This is a genomic window from Suicoccus acidiformans (assembly GCF_003546865.1).
Classification (GTDB): Bacteria; Bacillota; Bacilli; order Lactobacillales; family Aerococcaceae; genus Suicoccus; species Suicoccus acidiformans.
Genome location: NZ_CP023434.1, coordinates 1,136,840 through 1,159,299, shown reverse-complemented (window position 1 = coordinate 1,159,299; position 22,460 = coordinate 1,136,840). Strand labels below are relative to the sequence as shown.

21 protein-coding genes are annotated in these 22,460 nt (G+C 43.0%); 2 read left to right on the top strand and 19 right to left on the bottom strand.

The annotated features are described in order from the left end of the window. Positions 1-4 precede the first annotated feature (4 nt). Positions 5-1,261, bottom strand: coding sequence for an amidohydrolase family protein (locus CL176_RS05470; RefSeq protein WP_118990399.1), 1,257 nt, complete (start codon positions 1,259-1,261; stop codon positions 5-7). A 20-nt stretch (positions 1,262-1,281) separates the two neighbouring features. Next, complete coding sequence (locus CL176_RS05465; RefSeq protein WP_276102262.1) at positions 1,282-2,160, bottom strand: DMT family transporter; 879 nt, start codon at positions 2,158-2,160, stop codon at positions 1,282-1,284. Positions 2,161-2,496: 336 nt separating this feature from the next. Between CL176_RS05465 and CL176_RS05460 the strand changes: the two genes are divergently transcribed. Together CL176_RS05460 and CL176_RS13005 are read left to right on the top strand one after the other, a co-directional pair. Continuing rightward, positions 2,497-2,811 carry a hypothetical protein gene (locus CL176_RS05460; protein WP_118990397.1) on the top strand — a complete coding sequence of 105 codons (315 nt, stop codon included), beginning with the start codon at positions 2,497-2,499 and terminating at the stop codon, positions 2,809-2,811. Positions 2,812-3,065: 254 nt separating this feature from the next. Then, on the top strand, positions 3,066-3,257 hold the full coding sequence (locus CL176_RS13005; RefSeq protein ID WP_118990396.1) for a DUF2382 domain-containing protein: 192 nt from the start codon (positions 3,066-3,068) through the stop codon (positions 3,255-3,257). A gap of 589 nt (positions 3,258-3,846) precedes the next feature. Here CL176_RS13005 and CL176_RS12665 read toward each other — a convergent pair. From CL176_RS12665 to rimP, 17 genes are all read right to left on the bottom strand, one after another. After that, on the bottom strand, positions 3,847-4,056 hold the full coding sequence (locus tag CL176_RS12665; protein WP_240430596.1) for an SDR family NAD(P)-dependent oxidoreductase: 210 nt from the start codon (positions 4,054-4,056) through the stop codon (positions 3,847-3,849). A 13-nt stretch (positions 4,057-4,069) separates the two neighbouring features. Then, complete coding sequence (locus CL176_RS05445) at positions 4,070-5,764, bottom strand: FAD-dependent oxidoreductase (RefSeq protein WP_118990395.1); 1,695 nt, start codon at positions 5,762-5,764, stop codon at positions 4,070-4,072. Positions 5,765-6,035: 271 nt separating this feature from the next. After that, positions 6,036-6,497 (bottom strand): Dps family protein, encoded by a 462-nt coding sequence (locus CL176_RS05440; protein WP_118990394.1) that lies wholly within the window; start codon positions 6,495-6,497, stop codon positions 6,036-6,038. Positions 6,498-6,680: 183 nt separating this feature from the next. Further along, positions 6,681-7,985 (bottom strand): GntP family permease, encoded by a 1,305-nt coding sequence (locus CL176_RS05435; RefSeq protein WP_118990393.1) that lies wholly within the window; start codon positions 7,983-7,985, stop codon positions 6,681-6,683. Between the two features lie 138 nt (positions 7,986-8,123). Continuing rightward, positions 8,124-9,950, bottom strand: a complete 1,827-nt coding sequence (lepA, locus tag CL176_RS05430) for a translation elongation factor 4 (RefSeq protein WP_118990392.1) — start codon at positions 9,948-9,950, stop codon at positions 8,124-8,126. 153 nt (positions 9,951-10,103) lie between these two features. Then, on the bottom strand, positions 10,104-11,273 hold the full coding sequence (dnaJ, locus tag CL176_RS05425) for a molecular chaperone DnaJ (RefSeq protein WP_118990391.1): 1,170 nt from the start codon (positions 11,271-11,273) through the stop codon (positions 10,104-10,106). 80 nt (positions 11,274-11,353) lie between these two features. After that, positions 11,354-13,186 (bottom strand): molecular chaperone DnaK, encoded by a 1,833-nt coding sequence (gene dnaK / locus CL176_RS05420; RefSeq protein WP_118990390.1) that lies wholly within the window; start codon positions 13,184-13,186, stop codon positions 11,354-11,356. Positions 13,187-13,233: 47 nt separating this feature from the next. After that, positions 13,234-13,830: a nucleotide exchange factor GrpE gene (gene grpE / locus CL176_RS05415; protein WP_240430595.1), complete on the bottom strand. Its 597-nt coding sequence runs from the start codon at positions 13,828-13,830 to the stop codon at positions 13,234-13,236. A gap of 16 nt (positions 13,831-13,846) precedes the next feature. After that, complete coding sequence (hrcA, locus tag CL176_RS05410; RefSeq protein ID WP_118990389.1) at positions 13,847-14,863, bottom strand: heat-inducible transcriptional repressor HrcA; 1,017 nt, start codon at positions 14,861-14,863, stop codon at positions 13,847-13,849. Between the two features lie 149 nt (positions 14,864-15,012). Next, positions 15,013-15,960: a riboflavin biosynthesis protein RibF gene (gene ribF, locus CL176_RS05405; protein ID WP_118991573.1), complete on the bottom strand. Its 948-nt coding sequence runs from the start codon at positions 15,958-15,960 to the stop codon at positions 15,013-15,015. Positions 15,961-15,976: 16 nt separating this feature from the next. Then, positions 15,977-16,885: a tRNA pseudouridine(55) synthase TruB gene (truB, locus tag CL176_RS05400; protein WP_118990388.1), complete on the bottom strand. Its 909-nt coding sequence runs from the start codon at positions 16,883-16,885 to the stop codon at positions 15,977-15,979. Between the two features lie 439 nt (positions 16,886-17,324). Continuing rightward, positions 17,325-17,678 (bottom strand): 30S ribosome-binding factor RbfA, encoded by a 354-nt coding sequence (gene rbfA / locus CL176_RS05395; protein ID WP_118990387.1) that lies wholly within the window; start codon positions 17,676-17,678, stop codon positions 17,325-17,327. Positions 17,679-17,692: 14 nt separating this feature from the next. Beyond that, on the bottom strand, positions 17,693-19,924 hold the full coding sequence (gene infB, locus CL176_RS05390; protein WP_118990386.1) for a translation initiation factor IF-2: 2,232 nt from the start codon (positions 19,922-19,924) through the stop codon (positions 17,693-17,695). A 25-nt stretch (positions 19,925-19,949) separates the two neighbouring features. After that, the gene (locus tag CL176_RS05385) at positions 19,950-20,270 is read right to left on the bottom strand and encodes a L7Ae/L30e/S12e/Gadd45 family ribosomal protein (protein WP_118990385.1); all 321 of its coding nucleotides are present in this window, start codon (positions 20,268-20,270) and stop codon (positions 19,950-19,952) included. Then, entirely contained in the window at positions 20,267-20,566 is a 300-nt protein-coding gene (gene rnpM / locus CL176_RS05380; RefSeq protein WP_118990384.1) for an RNase P modulator RnpM, read from the bottom strand. Before rnpM ends, CL176_RS05385 begins: the two co-directional genes overlap by 4 nt. An 8-nt stretch (positions 20,567-20,574) precedes the next feature. Then, complete coding sequence (gene nusA / locus CL176_RS05375) at positions 20,575-21,915, bottom strand: transcription termination factor NusA (RefSeq protein WP_118990383.1); 1,341 nt, start codon at positions 21,913-21,915, stop codon at positions 20,575-20,577. A 20-nt stretch (positions 21,916-21,935) separates the two neighbouring features. Beyond that, positions 21,936-22,409 carry a ribosome maturation factor RimP gene (rimP, locus tag CL176_RS05370; protein WP_118990382.1) on the bottom strand — a complete coding sequence of 158 codons (474 nt, stop codon included), beginning with the start codon at positions 22,407-22,409 and terminating at the stop codon, positions 21,936-21,938. Between the last annotated feature and the right edge of the window lie 51 nt (positions 22,410-22,460).

Below are 22,460 nucleotides of genomic sequence, written 5' to 3'. Positions count from 1 at the left end.
TTAATTATTTTAAGTTTACTTCAACGTCGTATACACGCGGTTGTTTCTTGAAGAGATATTCTCCCTCACGAATGGAAGCCATACACTCGACGCGGTTTCTTTGGGCTTCAAAGGCATCCGGTGCATCAAGGACGATAAAGTTTGCTGGCTTACCTTCGTCTAGGCCATACTCATCTTCAATCTTCATGAGTTTCGCCCCATTATATGTAATTAAATCAAAGTTACGCGGGAAGTCTTCTTCGCGCATCAGCTGCGCTGCATGAATACCGTTATCTAAGATATTCATCATATTACCGTTCCCAGCTGGGTACCATAAGTCTACAATGGAGTCTTGCCCGAAAGCCACATTAATCTCATTATCCACAAATTCCTTCACGCGGGTTAAACCACGACGCTTCGGATATGTATCTTGGCGAGCTTGTAAGAATAAGTTTTCTGTTGGGCAGGCTACAAAGTTTATGCCCGATTGACGGAATAAGCCCATCATACGGAAGGCATAAGCATCATCCACTGAACCAAAAGAACATGTGTGAGAAGCTGTCGTCAAGTCGCCACGTCCCACGCGCATTGCTTCAGCGTTCAATGCTTCAACAAAACGAGCATGGGTATCATCCGTTTCATCACAGTGGACATCAATTAACTTATCATATTCTACCGCGAGACGGACGATTTCTTTCACTGCCTTCTCGCCATCGGCCCGGCACCATTCATTGTGCGGAATACCCCCGACACAGTCTGCGCCTAATTGTAAGGCTTCTTCGACTAAATCACGCCCAGTTTTGCCCTCTTCTTCAAAAGAATACATCCCATTTTGAGGGAAAGCGACGACTTGAATGGTCACTTTATCCTTTAATTCATCTCGAACTTCTAAAGCTGCTTTAATTCCAGTTAAGTTCGGATCGGTACAGTCTGTTTGTGCACGAATATATTGGGTACCATAGCTCACCACGTCATGAACAGCTTGATACATACGCTCTTTCATTTCTTCTTTCGTTGTGCCTTTTTTGAAGTCGTTCCAAATGTCAATCGCTTCAAAAAGCGTACCCGTTTCGTTCTTCGCTTCATCTGTTTTGCCTGTCATATAGTAGTCCAAGTGTAAATGCGAATCAACATACGGCGGAATGACTAAACGTCCCTCTAAATCAATGACTTCATCCGCGTCACCTAAATCTGTGCCGAAGGCTTTAAATTTCCCATCTTCAACCAAGATTTCTGTTGCATCTTCATGACCATAAATCGTCGCATTGATAAATTTCTTCATCTATAATTCCTCCTTGAGATTTAAGCTTTGGTAGGTCGATTCATCAAATAAATCGATAAGACCATTAACACAATTCCAACGATTCCTATCCAATTCATCGCCTCACTAAATAATAACACCCCACTCAGGGTTGCAACAACCACTTCTACAGAAGAAAGTACCGGAGCCTTGGAAGCTTCCACACCCATGGACATCCCTTTTAAATACAACAGATTCGCCAATGCCCCAGTAACTAAGGCATTCACAAAGGCAAAAAGTAAAAATTCTCCACTAGCAAATAGTGCTAAATTATGAGCAGACCATGGCTGAGCTACAAACGACTGGGTAATCGCTGAGAATAACAGCATATAAAAAGTCATCGTCAATGGATCGTCTGAACCTCCTGCAAATTTCGCCATAATGGTATTCGAAGCATGCAAGAAAGCTGCCGTAAGACCCAGTAAGATACCGATAGGTTGTATATTTAAATTAGATATATCACCTAAGGTTACCATCAAAAAGACCCCCACTAAGTTCATAGCCAGGGCTAGGAATTGATGCTTCGCCAAGTGCTCTTTAAACACGAAACGTGACATGACCGCTACAAATACGGGAGACGTATAGAGCAGCACAGCTGCAGTTGATACTCCAGCTACCGCTATTGATGTATCGTAAGCCATCTTGAAGAAGCCTTTGGTGACAATACCCATAATCATTGAAGCAATTAAACCTCTACGCGAGATCTGAAAACCCTCACTACCTCGAGTAGCCAATAAGGCAATCGCTAACATGGGAAAGGCGAAAAAATGACCCACAAACCCTGTCATAAAAGAACTTGCCCCCAAGGCCGTCATGCGATTAATCCAAATGCCTCCAGTACCCCAGCCAGCGCCGGCAAGAAAGACTAGAAGATAGCCGATGTTAAATCGCTTCTGATAAACAGCGTTCTCTTCGATTTCACTTCACCACCCTTCTCCTACAGCTCTATCCTTCCGCAATAGAACTACATACTACATCCATTATAACAAAGCCCATCATTTAGTCAAAAAAGCAAAAAAATACTTTTTTTAAGCAATCCACTTAAATGTGACCCGAGCAAATTAATTGATTTATTCATTTTTATATACATGAGTCTAAAATAATTATTGCAAAATATTTAAGTAAATATAATTAATTATATTTGGGCTTCTTTCCGTCACGTTATATAATTAAGTTGTTGATAACCGAAGTCAATAAAATGAGGAGTTATGTTTATTATGGCAACAAATTATGTATATGGTGTATTCTCGGATGTTAATCAAGCAGCTATAGCAGTCAATGACTTAATCAAACGAGGCATGTATTCAGGCGACATTACTGTCGTCGCCAATGAGCTCGTTAAAGAGCATTACGAAGGCGAAGGGAATTTCTTAGATTACGAAGATTTAGGCCAAGACAACCGCAACTGGTTCCAACGTTTCTTCAGTATGGAAGTTGTAACCGATGTAGAAACTGTCGAAGTTCCTGTAGAACACGAAGAGCTATATATCTGCCATGTTGAGCCAACAGAAGGTGTAGTTGACGGTGAATAAACTGACCCCCATGTCCAGTACATTTTTGCGTTGAACGCGTTCTATATACAGCTGTATAAAGGCATCGCTATAGGATACACGGTTCGCATAGACTGCATTAAGATAGGGTGATTTCTCAAGATACTCACGTTGTTCATTGGTAAAGTTTTTTGAACCGTATTGATTGCTCCTTATGTCTTCGCTTGTGTATAAAAAATATTTTCTCACCCCTGTTCATAAAAAATAGCCGTCATGAATTGTACACAAGATAAAAACTGCTCTCAAGAGTTGTACAGAACTATGGGTCCATTATAGAAAATGCTTTTGTTGAAGAAAAAATCGTCGTACCACTTTCTGAAGATGAAATTGTAGTAGACCGTCAAGTGGAAGTAACAGATGAAGTTGAAATCAGCAAATCAACTGAAACATCCACCCAATCTGTTGAGAAGACAGAACGTCGTGAATAACTTGAAATTGACGATAAGACACAACGCCTGTAAGCCAACACTAAATCCTCATTCAAAAAGCAGCCCAAAGGCTGCTTTTTTGCCATCTAACCAAGGTTGATTAACGGAACCTAACGTAATTTCAGCAATATTCGTATCTTCCGGTGCAACAATCGCAAAGGCAAGCACATCGACAACTCGCTCAGCAGGAAATGTATAAGTATCATACAGTTGCTTCGCTGGCGTATACTCTTTGGGATTCTTAATATGATCGACGAGTTCGGATTTGACTGCACCCGGATAATGACTAAGGGGTGAGTATTCATCGCGTCATGGTCTTGTTCGAGCCGTGGAACTTCCATTAAATCTTTCACCGCTCACTTGGTTGCCCTATATAAATAGTCCTCCAGGATAATGCTTTAAAGCAGCCACAGAAAGCAATGCAATTATTTGCCCGGACTTTAGGAATCAGAACTCTTGCAGGACGGCCGCAATACCATTCAATCATTTGGCCTAATGAAGCCGCAAAATCTGAGCTCAGCATTAAGCCTGCATTTAAGAACATCACAGCCACTTTACCATAGGTATCTTTGGCCAACTGGGCTAAGGCTTAATTGTCTTCGCGACTTGAAACATCGGCCACTTGATAAATGGTCTCACCGCCAGAAGCGCGAATCGCTTGAGATATTTCTTGGAGTCTCTCCTCCCGACGGGCAGCCAAAACAATTTTAGCACCAACTTGAGCGAGCTTATAAGCGGTTGCTTCGCCAATCCCCGAAGAAGCCCCTGTAAGCATCTCGACTTTTCCTTCTATTGCCATATTCCTCGCACCTTTACGTAAAATTATAAGCCGTTACTATAGGTTCGCGACCCGTCATTTGATCCGTCACATATTCATAAATGCAAATGCCTAGAAATGAGCCAGCCACATTATACACCCGGAAACCTCTCTGTTGAAGAGCCTTCACTACGTTGTAACTGCGATGACCAGAACGACAATAGATATAATAAGTCTCAGTCTTAGCCAATTCATCCATCCGTTCGCGGTATTGGCTCATCGGAATATTCACAGCCCCTTTAATATGACCCAGTTCATATTCTTCCACCTCACGAACATCAATAAAATTCGCCCCTGCTTCGAAGAGACTCCGAACGTCATGCACGGGAACTTGGCGGTAAGCTTCTTCCAATCTATTTAAGGCGACAAGTCCTGCGGTATTAAGCGGATCTTTCGGCGCCGTCGTTTGCGCATTGAAACTAAATTCCATATCAGCTAAATCATTAACCGTCGCACCTTGCTGAATCAGTGTCGCTAGAACGTCTAAACGTCGTTCGATCTGGCCTCGACCAAATAATTGACCGCCGAACAAACGCCCCGTTCCCTTTTCGAAATATAAGTTAATATGCAAGGGCTGAGCAGTCGGCATGAACCAAGCGCGGTCATGAGGAATGATATAAATCGAATCATACCGATAATCTGTTTGGTCTAAAGTCTTCGCTTCATAACCTACTTGACCCAATTTAGCCTCATTCACTTGCACAAGGGTCACTGGCCAGCTGTTCAACGGTTGAACGTCTTGGCCTAATATAGCCGCGGCTACTTTACGGCCTTGCTTTTGGGCGAAGCCTGGAGACATCCTTAATACAGGTTCCATAGTTAAAGCATCCAACTCTTCTGCAATGGCACCTGCTGCATAAATATATGCATCACTTGTCTGGTAATGCTCGTCTACGCGAATCGCACCTGCTGCCGTTATAGCTAAGCCGCTGGCTTCTGCTAATTCGGCATTGGGAACAAGCTCTGGAATAATAAACACCGCTTCTTGGCTGATTACTTCCCCCGATTCAAGTAAAAGCGCCTGGTCAGTAATTTCCTTGACTTGCGCATTTAACTTAACCTCAATCCTCGCATCATACAGTTCTTTACCTAAGATTGAAAGGAAATCTTTTGAGAATTCAGGCAATAATTGGGCCTCCCGTGTAAGCAGGATAACTTTTGTGCCAAGATTATTCATGTAGAAGGCCAATTCAATCGCCTCTTTACCCGATCCTAGAATCGCCACACGATTTACTTTATTCTGCTGCTTAAATGCTCGCCAGTCTTCAACCGCATGAATATGGTCCCAATAAAAGACATGGGGTAAATGACTCCCTTGTGGCAAACAACTGACATCAACCTTCACGCCGGTGGCTAAAATTAACCGGTCATAAGCTATCTCAAAGATTTCGCCGGACTTAATCTTTTCAACTTGCACCCTTTGCTCGCTCCGATTAATTCTCAGCACCCGATGCCCCACTCTAACATCGACTCCATATAATCGATTCAATTGGATGGGTTGATATTGTTGCATAGAAGCAAAGGGAATATCTTCACGCAAGGTATCTGTTAAGGCATCATTAGCTGTACTGATAACTTCTGCTTGCTCCAATAGTATAATCTCAGCGAAATCATCCAACCGTCTTAGTTTTAAAGCTGCACTAACACCGGCAGCATTCGCACCGACAATAACAATTTGCTTATTTGTCATGAGAATTCTTCTCCTTCAATCATTTAACTCTAGTTTAAGGCAAAGTCCAATATGTCACAAGTCTAAAGCCAAGACACCTTCATTATTAAATAGAGTTCAACGTCATGTATAGTAATATTACATACTTATCTTTATTAGCAGAATATGTGTACTATTAATCATTTCAATAGTTTTTATTGGTGATGTTGCCACTATTTAAAAATATATTTTGTCTAAATTAAAAAAGGCCAAGCGGCTATTTCCTCTTGGCCTTTATGGTTAAATGTTATCGTTACGCATCGACTGCGTCGCCTAAGTAAGCTTCTAACATCCAAATATTCTTTTCAGCCGATTCTTTCATACCTATCAATAAATCATTGGAAGGATTATCCCCTGCTTCATCAGTCAGTGCAATTCCTTCATCTAAGGACGTTACAATTGTCTGTAAATCTTTTATGACAGCCTTGACCATGTCCTCTTGCGATAAATATTTGTCTTCAGGATTCTCACTTAAGACAGAATGCTCAATGAATTCCTGTAAGGTTGAATAGGGTTCTCCACCGATAGCTAATAAGCGTTCCGCTACCTCATCGAGATTCTCTGTCGTTTCATCATACATTTCTTCAAATTTCTCATGGAGTGCAAAGAAATTCGAGCCTTTCACATACCAATGAAATTGATGTAAGCGAATATAGAATTGACCTTGGGTTGCCACAATCTTATTCAAGAATGTTTGAACTGCTTGGTTTGCCATGATACATACCTCCTTCATTTACTAATATAATTTTACTAATAAATAATAATAATCTCAAGTAATATGCTTCTTATTTATGCCTAGCCTAAATTTTCTTACTTATCCTTGTATACCCTACGACCCTTATAGCTTCCAATCAAATTGTTAGTCTTTAGGCTGTATCCCTACTAAGACCCAACTAGCCTAAGAAAGAAGCAGAAAGACGATTAAGCCGACAATATTGGCCCCTGTAACTGTAGGCAAACTATACTTCAAACTCTCCTTATGGCCTAAACCTGAGAGAGTCGCATACGTGACCAGTGACCCCGTATGGGGCATTACCCCAAAGCTTGAGGACGCAATGACAATTAAACGGTGTAAGTATGGCGCCTGCAAGCCCGCATCGAGCGCTAAGTGAGCAAATTGCTCCAGTGAAACTTTCGTCGCTGAAATGGCGGAACCCGTCAGGAAACTTAATAGGACACAGGCAATACTTAATTTTATAACGGGCGAAAGAGACAGTTGCCATAAGTTAGCTGCAAAAGCTTGAAAATCCGGTGCATAGGTCATCATTAAAGCAAAGGCATTCGTATTAGCTGTGACCATAATAGTACTAAAGGAAGCGTGAATTCCATCATTAAACGTTTCTTTGACGTCTGGGATATAGCTCTGCATAGAAACCACAGCAATAAGAATGGCGCACGCTAAGGCAGTAAGCGCAATATAAGGAACATCCCCAAAGATAATGATAACAAGAATTAAGCTAATAATCGGAAGGACACTGCGACCAATCGAAGGTAAATCCTCTGCAACTGCTATGAGCGTGCCAGCCTGCTCTTCAACATCTACATAGCCTTCTCCACGTTTCAACGATTGCTTAAGGGCGTAGCGCATCCATAATAAGATAAAGACAACCGCCCCAGCAGATGCTGCGATACCTAGAAAGGCTTCAGACGTTAAGGGTGTCCCTAAGTAATTAGCCGGAAGAATATTCGGAATGGACGGAGCTCCCGGTAGCATACTCATCGTTACAGTGGACATCCCACCGAAAATAGGAATAGTAACCAAGGTCCATGGAATATTCAAAGTCTTGAACAAGGGACGTGCCATTGGTAGAACCATAAATATAACCACAAAGAAGCTCACCCCGCCATAAGTTAAAATACAAGCAATTAAGAATATGGCTAGCATTACGGAATATGGATGATCGGCACCGACAATTTCAATCACTTTCTGAGCAATCGTATACGTTGCACCCGATCGTTCAAGCAATGTCGCCAAAACGGAGCCCAATAGCACAACCATATAATTCTCGATAATGAAGCCACCCATCTCGGCTACAAAAGACGCTTCGGGCCCTACCAATGTTTCCAATAGTGGCATATCATTGGCTACAATTAAGATACTTGACGCTACTAAACCAGCAAAAGCGGCATGATAGCCCCGGGTAATCATAAAAATCATTGTCAATAAGGCTAAAATAACGCCTATCATCCCTAAATATTCCACACATCTATCCTCATTTCTAACTAGATTCAAACCTTTCGTATTGTAGCAAAAACTTCCCTCAAATGGGCAAAATTTGCAAAAGAAAAGCAAGTCACCAGCTCTAGGTTAGTGACTTGCTCATATTTATGTGTTCACGTATTAATCTTCATCATCCATGCTTAAGACTGCCATAAAGGCTTCCTGAGGAATCTCTACAGAACCAACGGACTTCATCCGCTTCTTCCCTTCTTTTTGCTTTTCTAAGAGTTTCTTACGGCGACTTACGTCTCCGCCGTATAACTTAGCCGTAACATCCTTGCGGTAAGCTTTAATCGTTGAACGGGCAATAATCTTGTTGCCAATAGCCGCTTGGACAGGCACTTCAAACATTTGGCGCGGAATAATCTCTTTAAGTTTCTCAACCAGAGCTTTACCGCGGTTAAAGGCGAAATCCTTATGTACAATGGTACTAAAGGCATCAATAATTTCACCATTTAGCATAATATCCAATTTAACTAAGTTAGACGTCTTATAGCCAATCACTTCATAGTCTAGCGAGGCGTAACCTTTCGTGTTGGATTTTAAGGTGTCGAAGAAGTCAAAGATAATTTCTGCCATAGGAATTTCGTAAATGACATTTACCCGATATTCATCCAAGTATTCCATTGTCACGAAGTCCCCACGCTTACGTTCACACAGCTCCATGACGGCCCCTACGTATTCACTTGGAACCATAATTGATGCCTTTGCGTATGGCTCAAAGATTTGTTCGACTTCTGTTTGATCTGGCATCTGAGATGGATTATCCACTTCAACTTCGGTCCCGTCTGTCTTTAAGACGCGGTAAATAACTGAAGGTGCGGTAATAATCAAATCAAGGTCAAATTCACGCTCTAAGCGCTCTTGGATAACATCCATATGTAAAAGTCCTAAAAAGCCAGTTCGGAAGCCAAACCCTAAGGCCTGTGACGTCTCCGGTTCGAACTGTAAGGCCGCATCATTTAATTGCAAGCGCTCAAGGGATTCACGCAAGTCATTATAATCCTTAGAATCGACCGGGTACAAGCCAGCAAAGACCATCGGATTCATTTGGCGATACCCATCTAACGGCTCTTGCGTTGGATTATCGGCAAGTGTAATCGTATCACCAACGCGGGTATCTTGAATGGTTTTAATATTAGCGGTAATGTAACCTACGTCCCCTACCATTAGGTAATCACGTTTAATCGGATTCGGGCCGAATACCCCCACTTCAACCACATCGAAATTCTTGCCATTACTCATCAATTGGATTGTATCACCCGGCTTAACCACTCCGTCCATAATGCGGACGTTCAATACCACCCCGCGATAGTTGTCGTAAGCGGAATCAAATATTAAGGCCTTAAGGGGTGCTTCAATATCCCCACTTGGCGCAGGGATCTTCTCTACAATCTGCTCTAAGATCTCCTCGATACCGATGCCAGCTTTGGCGCTTGCATGTACAGCTTCACTTGCATCAATCCCGATAATCTCTTCAATTTCATTCTGGACTCGTTCAGGATCAGCGGCCGGTAAGTCAATCTTATTAATAACGGGTAGGATTTCTAAATCATTATCGACTGCTAAATACACATTCGCCAAGGTCTGCGCTTCAATTCCTTGGGCTGCGTCCACAACTAATATCGCTCCTTCGCAGGCAGCAAGTGAACGAGACACCTCATAAGTAAAGTCGACGTGACCAGGGGTATCAATTAAGTGGAAGATATACTCATTGCCATCATTTGCTTCATAACTTAACTCAACAGCATTTAATTTAATCGTAATTCCGCGCTCACGCTCTAAATCCATATTATCCAGCAATTGATCCGCCATATCACGCTCAGCGACGCTATCCGTCTTTTGTAGGATACGGTCAGCTAGTGTAGATTTGCCATGATCAATGTGGGCAATAATCGAGAAATTACGGGTATGTTTCTGACGCTCTTTCATTTCATTGAGGTCCATTCATTATCACATCCTTGATTGTCTACTGAAATCATCACACCTAATCTTATCAAAAATCGCGCCAAAATGATAGCCTATCGCGCTAAAAATATCCGCTAGAAGCCCATTAAAACAAGCCCTCAAGCTCCAAAAGCGTTGAGGACTTATCTTATGTTAATCATTATCGAACATATCTTTGACGCGGTTGAAGAAACCACTTTCTTTCACTTCTTGGCCAGACTCTTTAGCTAACTCTTCGAACAGTTCACGCTCTTTTGCGCTTAACTTCTCTGGCGTGACTACTTTGACCGTTACATGTTGGTCACCTTGAGCACCGCCACCGACGCGAGGGGCCCCTTTACCGCGCATTCTAAAGACGGTACCGGTCTGGGTTCCAGCTGGAATTCTTAATTTAACATTTCCATGCACTGTTGGCACCTTAACTTCATCGCCAAGGGCAGCTTGTGCGAAGGTAATCGGTTGTTCATAGTAAATTTCGGTGCCTTGGCGCTCAAATTGCTCGCTTGCTTGCACTTGAATTAAGATGTATAAGTCACCATAAGGTCCGCCATTGCGGCCGGCTTCCCCTTGGCCTCGTAGTGGAATTTGTTGGCCACCTTCTACACCGGCTGGAATCGATACTTTCACACTATGTGATTTGTTTTCGATACCAGAACCGTGGCACGTTGTACATTTTTCTTTAATTTCTTCTCCTGTACCACCACAGACATCACAGACGGATTGGGTCATCACACGGCCGAAAGGTGTGTTTTGTTCCACTTGAATAGTCCCTGAGCCATGACACTTATGACAGGTTGTAGGTTGGGTCCCTTCTTTTGCACCGGTACCGTGGCACGTATGACATTCTTCATCCCGATTATAGCGGATAGTTGTCTCCTTACCAAAAATCGCCTCTTCAAAGGTAAGCGTCATCCGGTATTGTAAGTCGGCCCCTTTTTGGGGTGCATTGGGTTGCTGGCGACTGCGTCCGCCAACGCCACCACCAAAGAATGTATTAAAGATATCGTCAAAATCACTAAAGCCACCGCTGTAGCTTCCGCCACCGCCGAAACCACCAAAACCACCAAAACCACCAAAGCCTCCGGCACCAAAGTTCGGATCATTGGCAGCGTGGCCATATTGGTCGTAGGCAGCACGTTTCTGGTCGTCGCTTAACACTTCATAAGCTTCCGCAACTTCCTTAAATTTCTCCTCCGCATCCGGCTCATCGCTGATATCCGGGTGATATTTCTTGGATAAACGGCGGTAGGCTTTCTTAATTTCGTCATCTGAAGCATCTCTTGAGATGCCTAGGACGTCATAATAATCGCGCTTATTTGCCATGCGTTTCCTCCTTCATTAAATAAAAGCCAAGGGATATTAGAATAACCCCTTGGCTTCAGGCAGTTATGATAAGCTAGGCATTATTCTTCATCATCGACTTCTTCAAAATCTGCTTCGACAGTACCGTCGTCATTCGATGAAGCATTATCACCACTTTGTTCAGCTTGAGCTTGTTGTTCAGCTGCTGCCTGCTCATATAATTTTACGCTCATATTTTGAACTTTTTCAGACAAAGCGTCACGTTTTTCTTTCATTTTCTCGAGGTCGTTCTCTTCGACAGCTGCTTGAAGTTCATCACGGGCAGCTTCTACTTCCTTGATTTCATCTTCAGATACTTTACCTTCAACTTCGTCAAGGGTCTTAGTAGTTGTAAAGATTAATTGATCAACTTCGTTACGTAAGTCAGCTTCTTCGCGACGTTTCTTATCTTCTTCAGCATTCGCTTCGGCATCTTTAACCATCCGATCAATTTCTTCATCGGTTAAGCCTGAAGAAGATTTAATGGTAATTGATTGTTCTTTATCTGTACCTAAATCTTTCGCACTAACGTTTACGATACCGTTCTTATCAATATCAAATGTTACTTCAATTTGAGGTACACCGCGTGGTGCTGCTGGAATATCTGTTAATTGGAAGCGACCTAAAGTCTTGTTGTCTGCTGCCATTTCACGCTCACCTTGGAGGACGTGTACATCAACGGCAGGTTGGTTATCTGCAGCCGTAGAGAAGATTTGTGACTTGCTTGTTGGAATAGTAGTGTTACGATCGATTAATTTTGTAAAGATACCACCCATTGTCTCAATTCCTAGGGAAAGTGGTGTTACGTCAAGTAAGACAATATCTTTCACATCGCCGGAAATAACGCCACCTTGAATTGCTGCACCCATGGCTACCACTTCGTCAGGGTTCACGGATTTGTTAGGTTCTTGACCCGTTTCTTTGCGTACTGCTTCAACAACCGCTGGAATACGTGTTGAACCACCTACTAAGATAACTTCATCAATATCTTTACTGCTTAAGCCGGCATCTTTCAATGCTTGACGGACTGGGATTTTCGTACGATCTACTAAATCACTAGTTAATTCATCAAATTTAGCTCGAGTTAAGGTTGTTTCTAAGTGAAGTGGACCTTCATCAGAAGCTGTGATGAACGGTAAGCTGATTTGTGTTTGCGTTACACCAGATAAGTCTTTCTTAGCTTTTTCAGCTGCATCTTTCAGACGTTGGCCCGCCATCTTGTCTTTAGATAAATCAATGCCATTTTCTTTCTTGAATTCTTCAACAAGGTAAGCAATGATTTTCTCATCAAAGTCATCCCCACCAAGTTCGTTGTCCCCTGCTGTAGCGAGTACATCAAAGACACCGTCACCTAATTCAAGAATCGATACGTCGAATGTACCCCCACCTAAGTCGAACACAAGAATTTTCTCATCTTGTTCTGTTTTGTCTAGACCGTAGGCTAAAGCGGCTGCGGTTGGTTCGTTAACAATCCGCTCAACTTCTAAGCCTGCAATGCGTCCTGCGTCTTTGGTTGCTTGACGTTGTGCATCGTTAAAGTATGCTGGAACAGTAATGACAGCTTGGGTTACTTTATCACCTAAGTAGTCTTCAGCATAGCTCTTCAAGTATTGTAGAATCATCGCTGAAATTTCTTGCGGTGTATATTCTTTCCCGCCCATTTCAACTTTCTTATCTGAGCCCATGTAGCGTTTGATTGAGCTGATTGTGTCAGGGTTGGTTACTGCTTGACGTTTAGCAACTTCACCAACTTGGATTTCATCGTTTTTGTAAGCAACGACTGATGGTGTCGTACGGTTTCCTTCTGGGTTAGGAATAATTTTGGCTTCGCCACCTTCAAGGACAGCGACTGCAGAGTTTGTTGTTCCTAAGTCAATACCAATAATTTTTGCCATAATGCATTTCTCCTTTGTTTATTGTCGTTTATTTAGAATTAGCTTATTTATTCGGCCACAATGACCATCGCTGGGCGAATAACACGGTCTTCAAGGACATAGCCTTTCTGCAAGACCTGTATCACCGTGTTGCTTTCTTGACCATCACCAGCAGGCATCATGCTAACTGCTTGGTGAAAGTTCGGGTCGAAAGGCTCATTTAACGGGTCGATTGCGGTAATCTTCTCGCTCTCAAAAGCTGCTTTGAATTGATTGAGCACCATCTCTACACCCTTCTTCAAGGCGGTAGCGTCCTCAGTCGTTACCTCTGTTTCAAGAGCACGTTCAAGGTTATCAATCACATCCAATAAGCTAGTTGCCAGCTGCTGGGAGCGATACTTCGTTATATTCTGCTGATTACGTGCATTCGTACGTTGAATGTTAGCAATCTCTGCTTGCAACCGTAGAATTTGATCGGCTTGTTGCTCATTCTCCGCTTGCAAAACTGCATAGTTGTCTTCTTCCTCCGGTTGTAGGACTTCTTCCGTAGCCCCCTCCGTTGAATTCGTTTCATTCATTGCATCCGTCTCTGGGACTTCTTCTGTTTTTTCAGTATCAATATCTGTTTGTTCGTTCACTTCTTCATTCAATTCTTTCTCAGACAATTGAATCCCTCCTTTACTAAATCTTAGCTAATTTATCAACTAAGGTGGTCATGGTCGCGATGATACGTTCATAAGGCATCATAACAGGACCTAAGAGGCCGACTGTCATTTTGTCCGAAGATGTATTGAAAGTTCCGGTCACTAAATTAATGTGATCGAGTTGCTCGGGTGCATATTCATCTCCGAAAAGGACATGGACACCCGTATCTTGATTTTCAAGCACTTCGAGCATGTCTCGCGAACCGTCGACTAAATTAAATAGTAATTTCATCGCATCAGGTTCCATTCGCCCATCAATTAAGTCAAAGATATTGCTTTTGCCACTGACCCAGTAAGTATGAGTCTTCAAATGGAAAATAGCTTTCTCAATTAAAGGCGAGAAATCAAATTGATAACCAATTGCCTTCTGCGTCTGTAGAGGAATGGATAGCTTCATCCGTTGATACGCATCTTGCAAGGTCAATCCTTTGAGTTCGCTATTGATGAGCGTCATCATCCGCTGTATATCTTCACGCGAAAGTAACGCCGGAACTTGGAATAATTCATTCTCTATATGGCCCTGATCTGTCACTAATAGTGTAATCAACTGACGTTCATCTGTCAGAACCAGGCGCATCTCATCGAAATGATGCACATCCTGACTTTGGCCAAACACAATCGCAGTATAACCCGTGAGGGACACAAGCATGTCAGCGCTCAGTTGCGTGAGTTTGTAGGCATCATAATTTCTTGCTTGAAGAATTTCTTCAAAGGCCTGGGCATCTTCCGGTGCCAGCTTGATGCGTTCAGGATGATCGATGATTTGTTGGACGCAAAAGCGATATCCATCACCTGAAGGGATGCGCCCACTCGAGCTATGGGCTTTCGTTAAGAAACCCGCTTGCTCTAAGGCGGCCATATCATTGCGAATTGTCGCAGGACTCACTTGCAGTTGACTTTCCTGCAGCAAGGTCTTTGAACCAATAGGTTCACCCGATTGCCGATAAAGTTGAATAATCCATCGCAAAACTTCTTCTTGTCTTGGCGTTAGCATTCCTTCACCTCTTTTAGGTAGATTAGCAGTCAGATAGGATAAGTGCTAACCTATGCTTCTATCATACACCCCTTCCTAGTTAAAGTCAAGGGAAAAGGTCAACAAACATCAAAAAAATAGCACTCGCCACAAATGAGTGCTAAAAATCTTTAGTAATTCGGTTCTGTAAAGAAATGACGGCTATCTACTTCATCTTGTTGGAGTTGTTCAATCAGCGCTTCAGCCGAGGCAAATTTGATCTCTGGGCGTAAATAATGGTGCCAACGTATCTGAACCTGCTGACCATAGATATCACGGTCAAAATCAAAGATATTGACCTCACAGCGCAAGTCACGAATTCCCTCAAAGGTAACGTTATAACCAATGGAAGCCATCCCCTGATGCCACTGGCCATCCACGTGAATTTCTACCGAATAAACCCCAATACTTGGAAGTAATTCCTGTGGATTTGTCTTCACATTCGCCGTGGGATAACCCATATCCCGCCCCCTTTGATCTCCTGGGACCACATAACCACTGGTCTGGTAGATATAGCCTAATTGCTGATTGGCTTCTTCTAAATTACCATGGGTGAGTAAATCCTTAATGCTAGTAGAGCCAACTTTATGCTCATGCATTGTCAACTCAGATATTTCAATAATATCAAAGCGACCTTTAGCGTGCCCCTCTAACGTCTGCATATTCGCAATGTCTTTCTTGCCGTAAGTATAATCAAAACCTGCCACAACGACCTCAGCCTTCAAGCCAACAATATATTCATCGACAAAGCTTTGCGGGCTTTGCATGCCAAAGTCAAGCGTATAGTCAATTAAATAGGTCACGTCTACACCTAAGCCTTCAAATAATTCTAACTTGCGATCAGTCGTTGAAAGATACTTCACGCTCTGGGAATCAATATTAGAGTAAATAATCTTAGGATGTTGATTAAAGGTCATGACTGCGAGCTTGATTCCTCGCAATTGAGCTTCTTGTTGAGCTCTTTGGATCACTGCCTGGTGGCCTAAATGGACCCCGTCAAAGAAGCCCAAAGCTAGAACAATTGACTCATCAATAATATCATCCGGTCGGTAAGGATGGTGGAGTTGAATAACTTGCATCATGCAATCCTTTCTTTTAGAACATTTTCTGTGGTTTAATCAGGCCGGCTTTACTTGGATGGGGCGCATATATAGCTATGGCGTGACCGTCATTATAGACTACCGTTGCTTCCTTAATGGTCGCCCCGAAATAATCTTCCTCGAGCACTTGGCCATTTCGAACTTTAATCAAAGCTTCCCCTTGAATGTCTAGGCGAGGCAGATGCTTGAGGCCTGTTTCAATGGGCTGGATCCAAGGAAGCTCTGCGCCAGTCTGGACCGCCTCGGCGAGCTCCTCTAAGCTTACCGCATCTTCCTTGCCAAAACCTCCAGTTGACAAGCGTATCAACTGAGACATATGGGCAGGATAACCTAGCTTTCGCCCTAAATCTACGGCTAAAGTGCGGATATACGTCCCCTTACCACAATGAACCATAAATACTGTACGCTGCATTTTGCTTTGTTCATCATAGATGGATGGCTGCATTCGCTCGAAGCGATCAATACTCACTTGACGTTTAGGACGTTCAACCACTTCTCCCGCCCGAGCATATTCGTATAAACGGCGTCCCTTCACTTTCACTGCTGAATACATCGGTGGAATTTGCGTAATAACACCTGTCAATTCCTGCATAGCCTGGTCAATCGTCTCATCTGGGATTGCTGTCTCAACAGGCTGTTCTTCTACTACAGTCCCTTCAGCATCTTCCGTTTCCGTACTCACACCAAAGGTCACTTCACCTTGGTAGACCTTCTCACCATCCATCAACAGCTCAACAAGCTTGGTGCCCTTCCCAAGGCATAACAAAAGAACCCCTTCCACAGCAGGATCCAAGGTTCCAGTATGACCAATCTTCTTCATTCCTAATATCTTACGTGCCTTAAAAACCACATCATGACTCGTCATACCAGCAGCTTTCCAAACAGGCAAAAGTCCATCGTACATATTTACACCTCTAATATAAACTAAACATATTATAGCAAATAAATGAACAAAGCTCTACTAAGAGGTAATGTGGTCCCTGCCTCAATGGAGGTCCTTTTCTTCAAAATATATAAATACTCAAACATAAGTAACTCAAATAAGCAAACGCACTATGGCTAGGTAAATTTAAGGTAGAATTAATATAATGATTATGAAACGTTGATATGACCGCATTTTTCCCATAGGTTGAATAATGATGCAAGGCAAGTCAGTGTTATACATATTTTTTGACCTATAAATGTCACCTTAGATTCACAAAGTCTAATTTCGATTGCCACAGTTCAAAGTATGTGCAAAATACTTACAGCGAATAATTTAAACTTGAAATTGACGTGTATAAAATAGAAGCAATTTATGGTGCAAAATAAAAAGCCCAGAGTTTCCCCTGGACTTCAGATAATTAGACATCATCTTCTTGGATTTGCTTTAATAAATCATCGATACGACTACCATAGTCAATCGATGGATCGCGTTCAAATGCGATTTCTGGCACTTTATATAGGCTTAATCTTTTGCTTAATTCACGGCGTACGATACCTGTAGCAGCTTGTAAGCCATCCTCAGTTTTCTGCCTTTGACCGGCTAGGTCAGATAAAGTGCTATAGTAAATCGTTGCTTGAGATAAATCTCCCGTTAGGTCAACGTCTGTAATCGTGACACCATCTACACGTGGGTCCTTGACCTCTTTCATCAAGATGTCGTTGACCTCACGTAGAATCTCTTGGCGAACGCGGCCAACTCGATATTTAGCCATGTTACTTTCTCCTTTTAGCTAGGTTTAACTTCAACCATATGGAAGGCTTCAATCACATCATCAATCTTGATGTCATTATACCCTTCAATCATAATTCCACATTCGAAACCTTTCGTAACTTCCCGCACATCGTCTTGGAAACGACGCAAGCTCTTCAAGTCACCTTCGTAAATAACAATATTATCCCGAATTAGACGAACTTGACTGCTTCTTGCAATATAGCCATCGGTGACAAAAGATCCGGCAATTGTTCCCAATTTCGACACCGTAAATGTCTCGCGGACGATAGCTTGACCTTGCACTTCTTCTTTGAATTCTGGGTCTAATAGACCTTTCATAGCTGTTTCGACTTCATCAATCGCATCATAGATGACCCGGTATTGACGAATATCGATTTCTTCTGCTTCAGCTTCTTGACGCGCTTGTGGGGTCGGACGAACGTTAAAGCCGATGACAATTGCACCTGAGGCAGCAGCCAAGGAAATATCGCTCTCGTTAATAGCCCCAACTGCCGAGTGAACGATGTTCACCTTAACGCCTTCTACATCAATCTTCTGTAGACTTGCGCTAAGTGCTTCAGCTGAACCTTGAACATCGGCTTTAATAATTACATTCACCGATTTCAATTCGCCTTCTTGAAGCGTTTCGAATAGATTATCCAAGGTGACTTTCTGGCTGGCATTACGCGCTTCTAAGAGTGCTTGTTTAGCACGTTCTTCTCCAGCTTGACGTGCCGTCTTCTCATCTTCATAGACGACGAATAAATCCCCGGCTTGAGGTGCGTCATTTAAACCAGTAATTTCAACGGGTGTGGCTGGTCCGGCTTCACGGATGCGACGACCTTGGTCATTCACCATCGTCCGTACCCGGCCATAAGTATTCCCTACAACAATTGGGTCACCTACATTCAGCGTCCCTTCTTGAACTAGCAAGGTAGCCGTCGCCCCTTGACCTTTATCCAAGCGTGCTTCAATGACTGAACCTACAGCCAGGCGGTCAGCTACAGCCGTCAATTCTTGAACTTCAGCGACAAGTAGGACCATCTCTAATAATTCATCAATGTTTGTATTGTTCTTAGCTGAAATCTCAACAAAGATGGTGTCCCCGCCCCATTCTTCTGGAATGAGTTCATGTTCAGTCATTTCATTCTTAATGCGGTCAGGGTTCGCTTCAGGCTTATCAATCTTATTAATTGCTACAATAATTGGCACATTCGCCGCTTTAGCATGACTAATTGCTTCTACAGTTTGCGGCATAACCCCGTCATCAGCTGCTACGACAATAATAGCAATGTCAGTAACATCGGCACCCCGTGCCCGCATGGTTGTAAAGGCCTCGTGACCTGGTGTATCTAAGAAAGTAATCATTTGACCACTCGCTTCGACTTGATAAGCACCAATATGTTGGGTAATACCTCCGGCTTCACCTTCGGTGACGCGGGTATGGCGTAATTGATCGAGTAAAGTCGTCTTACCATGGTCAACGTGTCCCATAATCGTCACAACTGGTGGACGAGACGTCACTTCGGCACCTTCCGGCGCTTCGAAATATTGCTCAAGATCTGAAACGTCAATTTCCACTTTCTCAATGGCTTCTACGCCGTATTCCATAGCAATTAATTCAATAATGTCTTTGGATAAAGCTTGGTTCTGGTTAGCCATGACTCCTAGCATCATGAGGCGTTTAATAATTTCCGTTGCATCCCGGTGGAAAATCTTCGCAATATCTTGAATATTCATACCCTCTGAGTATTCGAAAGACTCTGGTAAGTCTTTATACTTACGCTGGGTAATGCCTTTAGATTGCGGTTGGTTATGGTTGCGATTCTGATTTCGATTGCGACGGCGATTGCGACGATTGCGACGACGCCCACCTTCTTGGTTACTATCTTGGTTGCCTTGTTGAGTCGCTTGATTATTACCTGACTTATTGCGTCGTTTATTATTCTTCGGCTTATCCTTCGCTTGATTACCTTGGCGGCGATCATTCTGATTTTGACGTTTCTGATCACCTTTAGAGGCAGATTGGCCTTGGCCTTTCTCTTGACGAGGCTTTTGGGTCGACTTCTGCTCTTGTTTAGACTTGCCTGGGTTTGCCATCGCTTTCTTTAAAGTCGTTTGCTCTTCTGGACTAATAGATGACATGTGGCTGCCGAATTCTAAACCGGCGTCTTTAGCTAACTCTAACATGGCTTTACTGGTCATGTCGTTTTCTTTAGCAAATTCGTAAATGCGTTTTGCTGTCATACAATCACCTTCCTGTTATATGTGTTTAGTTCATTGTTTCTTCTCCATCTTCATAAGACATAAATTTCTTGGCCATTCCACGGTCTTGAATCCCCAACATTGTTCGCGCTTTGCCGATTGCGTTGGATAATTCCTCCCGAGTAAACTGCGTATACAATGGAATATCATAATTTTCGGATAAATTCTGGTAACGCTTCTTGGCACTCTCACTGGCATCACTGGCGCATAGAAGAACATAGACTTGACCAAACTTTGTCGCTTGTTCTACCTGTTCATCGCCGCTGACCAATTTCCCTGCGCGTTGACAGAGACCAAGAAAGTTTATAGCTTTGTCTCTTTCTTTCATAGGAGCTCTTGACGCGCTTTCTGATGGTCAACATAGGCATAGAGCTCATCGTAGAATTCATCGGCAATCTTTATGCCAAAAGCTTTATCAAAGGTGCGCTCTTTCTTTGCCTTCTTAGCCAATTCGGGATCGAGGGCAATGTAAGCACCCCGGCCATTCTGGCGGCCAGTTGGGTCAAGAAAGACTTCGTTCTCTTTGGTTTTGACTACGCGTACGAGTTCTTTCTTCGGGTACATTTCTTGAGAGACAATACATTTACGCATGGGAATCTTGCGTTGACGTCCTTGTTTACTCATGCGTCCACCTACTCTTCTGTTAATTCTTCATCAATGACGGCTAATTCATCGTATGCGACTTCTTCGACAAGTTCATCATACGTCTGCTCGCCATCGATTTCCACTTCGCCAATGGCTTCTTCTACATCTTCCGAATCGTAGTTATTCTCGGCAATATCTGCTTGTTGAATCGCTTCTTCAACGCTGCCTTCACCTGGAATAGCTTCTAAATCTTCGATGCTTGCGATATCATCCGCTACGGCTGCTGACGCTTCGTCTTTGGCAGCTAAAGCTTCTGCTTCTAAGCGGGCAGCTTCTTTCTTGGCTTGGTAAGATGCATAGGCTTCTTCCGATTTGATGTCAATCTTACAGTTGGTTAGTCGCGCACCGAGGCGGGCATTCTGCCCTTTCTTACCAATGGCTAATGATAATTGGTATTCTGGTACAACAACAATCGCTTCGCTGCTTCCCTCTTCTTCAAAAATCACGTCTACAACTTCAGCAGGATTCATGGCATTGCGGATGAAAACTTCCTTATCATCGCTGTATTCTATAATATCCATGTTCTCGCCATTTAATTCGTAAACAATCGTTTGTACCCGTTGGCCATTTGGTCCAACACAAGTACCGACTGGGTCTACGTTTGCATCGCGCGAACGAACGGCCACCTTAGAGCGGTCGCCAGCTTCACGGGCAATACTCATAATTTCAACAACACCATCATATATTTCTGGCACCTCTTGTTCAAATAAACGACGCAAGAAATCTGGATGCGCCCGACTGACCACAATTTGCGGCCCGCGGGTTGTTTTATCAACTTTAGCTACATAAACTTTAATGCGCTGATCCATGGTGAACTGCTCACCCGGAATTTGTTCGCGTTGAGGCATAATCGCTTCAACGTTCCCTAAGTTGACATAAACGGCCCGAGCATCTTGTCGCTCAACGGTTCCTGTGAGAATTTCATCTTCATACTGAATGTATTCATTATAGACAATCTCGCGCTCTGCTTCCCGTAAGCGTTGCAGAATAACATGCTTCGCCGTTTGGGTAGCGATGCGACCGAAATCTGAAGGCGTTACTTCAAATTTAATCTTATCACCAATTTCATAAGCACGATTAATTTTCAAGGCTTCATCAAGACTAATTTCCAAGGTGCTGTCATAGTTCGTCTCAACGACTTCCTTAACGGAATAGACTTTGATGGTTCCTTCCTCCACGTCAAAATCTACTTCCACATTCTGAGCACTGTCATAATTCTTCTTATAGGCCAAGACAAGCGCAGATTCTAATGCTTCTTTGATGACGTCACGGGAGATACCTTTCTCCTCTTCCAATAAATCCATTGCTTGAACAAGTTCTTTGCTCATGTGTATTTCACCTCTAATTATTAAAATTTAATTGCCAAGCGCGCATGAGACACGGCATTTTTATCGATCGCAAGTTCCTTTATGCGACCTTTAAGGTTTACTTTTAGAATATAAGCATCCGCTTCGACACGTAAAAGCGTTCCTTCATGGAAGCTTTCCCCATGTTGTGGGACATAATAGGCGAAATGAACGTATTCACCTACAGCTCCTTCAATTGCCGCTTCATCTTTCAAGGGACGCTCAGCCCCAGGCGAAGAAACTTCTAAATAGTATGCATCTGGAAACGGATCTTCCGAAAGTTGATCTAAGGCAACACTTACGTCTTCACTAATGGCCGCACAATCATCCAGATCGATGCCACCTTCTTTATCAGCGTATACACGTAGAAACCAGTTCGGACCTTCCTTGACATATTCCATATCAACTAAATAACAATGATGCTCTTGGACAATAGGTTCAATGATTGGTTGCAAAGCTTTAACAATAGCGCTCATACTTCACCCCTTCTAAGAATAATTTCACCTAAGTATTCATCTGCAGGTATC

Excerpts from the sequence above, each read along its gene's own strand:
- CL176_RS05470 (WP_118990399.1), bottom strand. The coding sequence starts at position 1,261 with ATGAAGAAATTTATCAATGCGACGATTTATGGTCATGAAGATGCAACA.
- CL176_RS05460 (WP_118990397.1), top strand. The coding sequence starts at position 2,497 with ATGGCAACAAATTATGTATATGGTGTATTCTCGGATGTTAATCAAGCA.
- CL176_RS12665 (WP_240430596.1), bottom strand. The coding sequence starts at position 4,056 with ATGGCAATAGAAGGAAAAGTCGAGATGCTTACAGGGGCTTCTTCGGGG.
- CL176_RS05445 (WP_118990395.1), bottom strand. The coding sequence starts at position 5,764 with ATGACAAATAAGCAAATTGTTATTGTCGGTGCGAATGCTGCCGGTGTT.
- CL176_RS05440 (WP_118990394.1), bottom strand. The coding sequence starts at position 6,497 with ATGGCAAACCAAGCAGTTCAAACATTCTTGAATAAGATTGTGGCAACC.
- lepA (WP_118990392.1), bottom strand. The coding sequence starts at position 9,950 with ATGGACCTCAATGAAATGAAAGAGCGTCAGAAACATACCCGTAATTTC.
- dnaJ (WP_118990391.1), bottom strand. The coding sequence starts at position 11,273 with ATGGCAAATAAGCGCGATTATTATGACGTCCTAGGCATCTCAAGAGAT.
- dnaK (WP_118990390.1), bottom strand. The coding sequence starts at position 13,186 with ATGGCAAAAATTATTGGTATTGACTTAGGAACAACAAACTCTGCAGTC.
- hrcA (WP_118990389.1), bottom strand. The coding sequence starts at position 14,863 with ATGCTAACGCCAAGACAAGAAGAAGTTTTGCGATGGATTATTCAACTT.
- ribF (WP_118991573.1), bottom strand. The coding sequence starts at position 15,960 with ATGCAAGTTATTCAACTCCACCATCCTTACCGACCGGATGATATTATT.
- truB (WP_118990388.1), bottom strand. The coding sequence starts at position 16,885 with ATGTACGATGGACTTTTGCCTGTTTGGAAAGCTGCTGGTATGACGAGT.
- rbfA (WP_118990387.1), bottom strand. The coding sequence starts at position 17,678 with ATGGCTAAATATCGAGTTGGCCGCGTTCGCCAAGAGATTCTACGTGAG.
- infB (WP_118990386.1), bottom strand. The coding sequence starts at position 19,924 with ATGACAGCAAAACGCATTTACGAATTTGCTAAAGAAAACGACATGACC.
- CL176_RS05385 (WP_118990385.1), bottom strand. The coding sequence starts at position 20,270 with ATGAAAGAAAGAGACAAAGCTATAAACTTTCTTGGTCTCTGTCAACGC.
- rnpM (WP_118990384.1), bottom strand. The coding sequence starts at position 20,566 with ATGAGTAAACAAGGACGTCAACGCAAGATTCCCATGCGTAAATGTATT.
- nusA (WP_118990383.1), bottom strand. The coding sequence starts at position 21,915 with ATGAGCAAAGAACTTGTTCAAGCAATGGATTTATTGGAAGAGGAGAAA.
- rimP (WP_118990382.1), bottom strand. The coding sequence starts at position 22,409 with ATGAGCGCTATTGTTAAAGCTTTGCAACCAATCATTGAACCTATTGTC.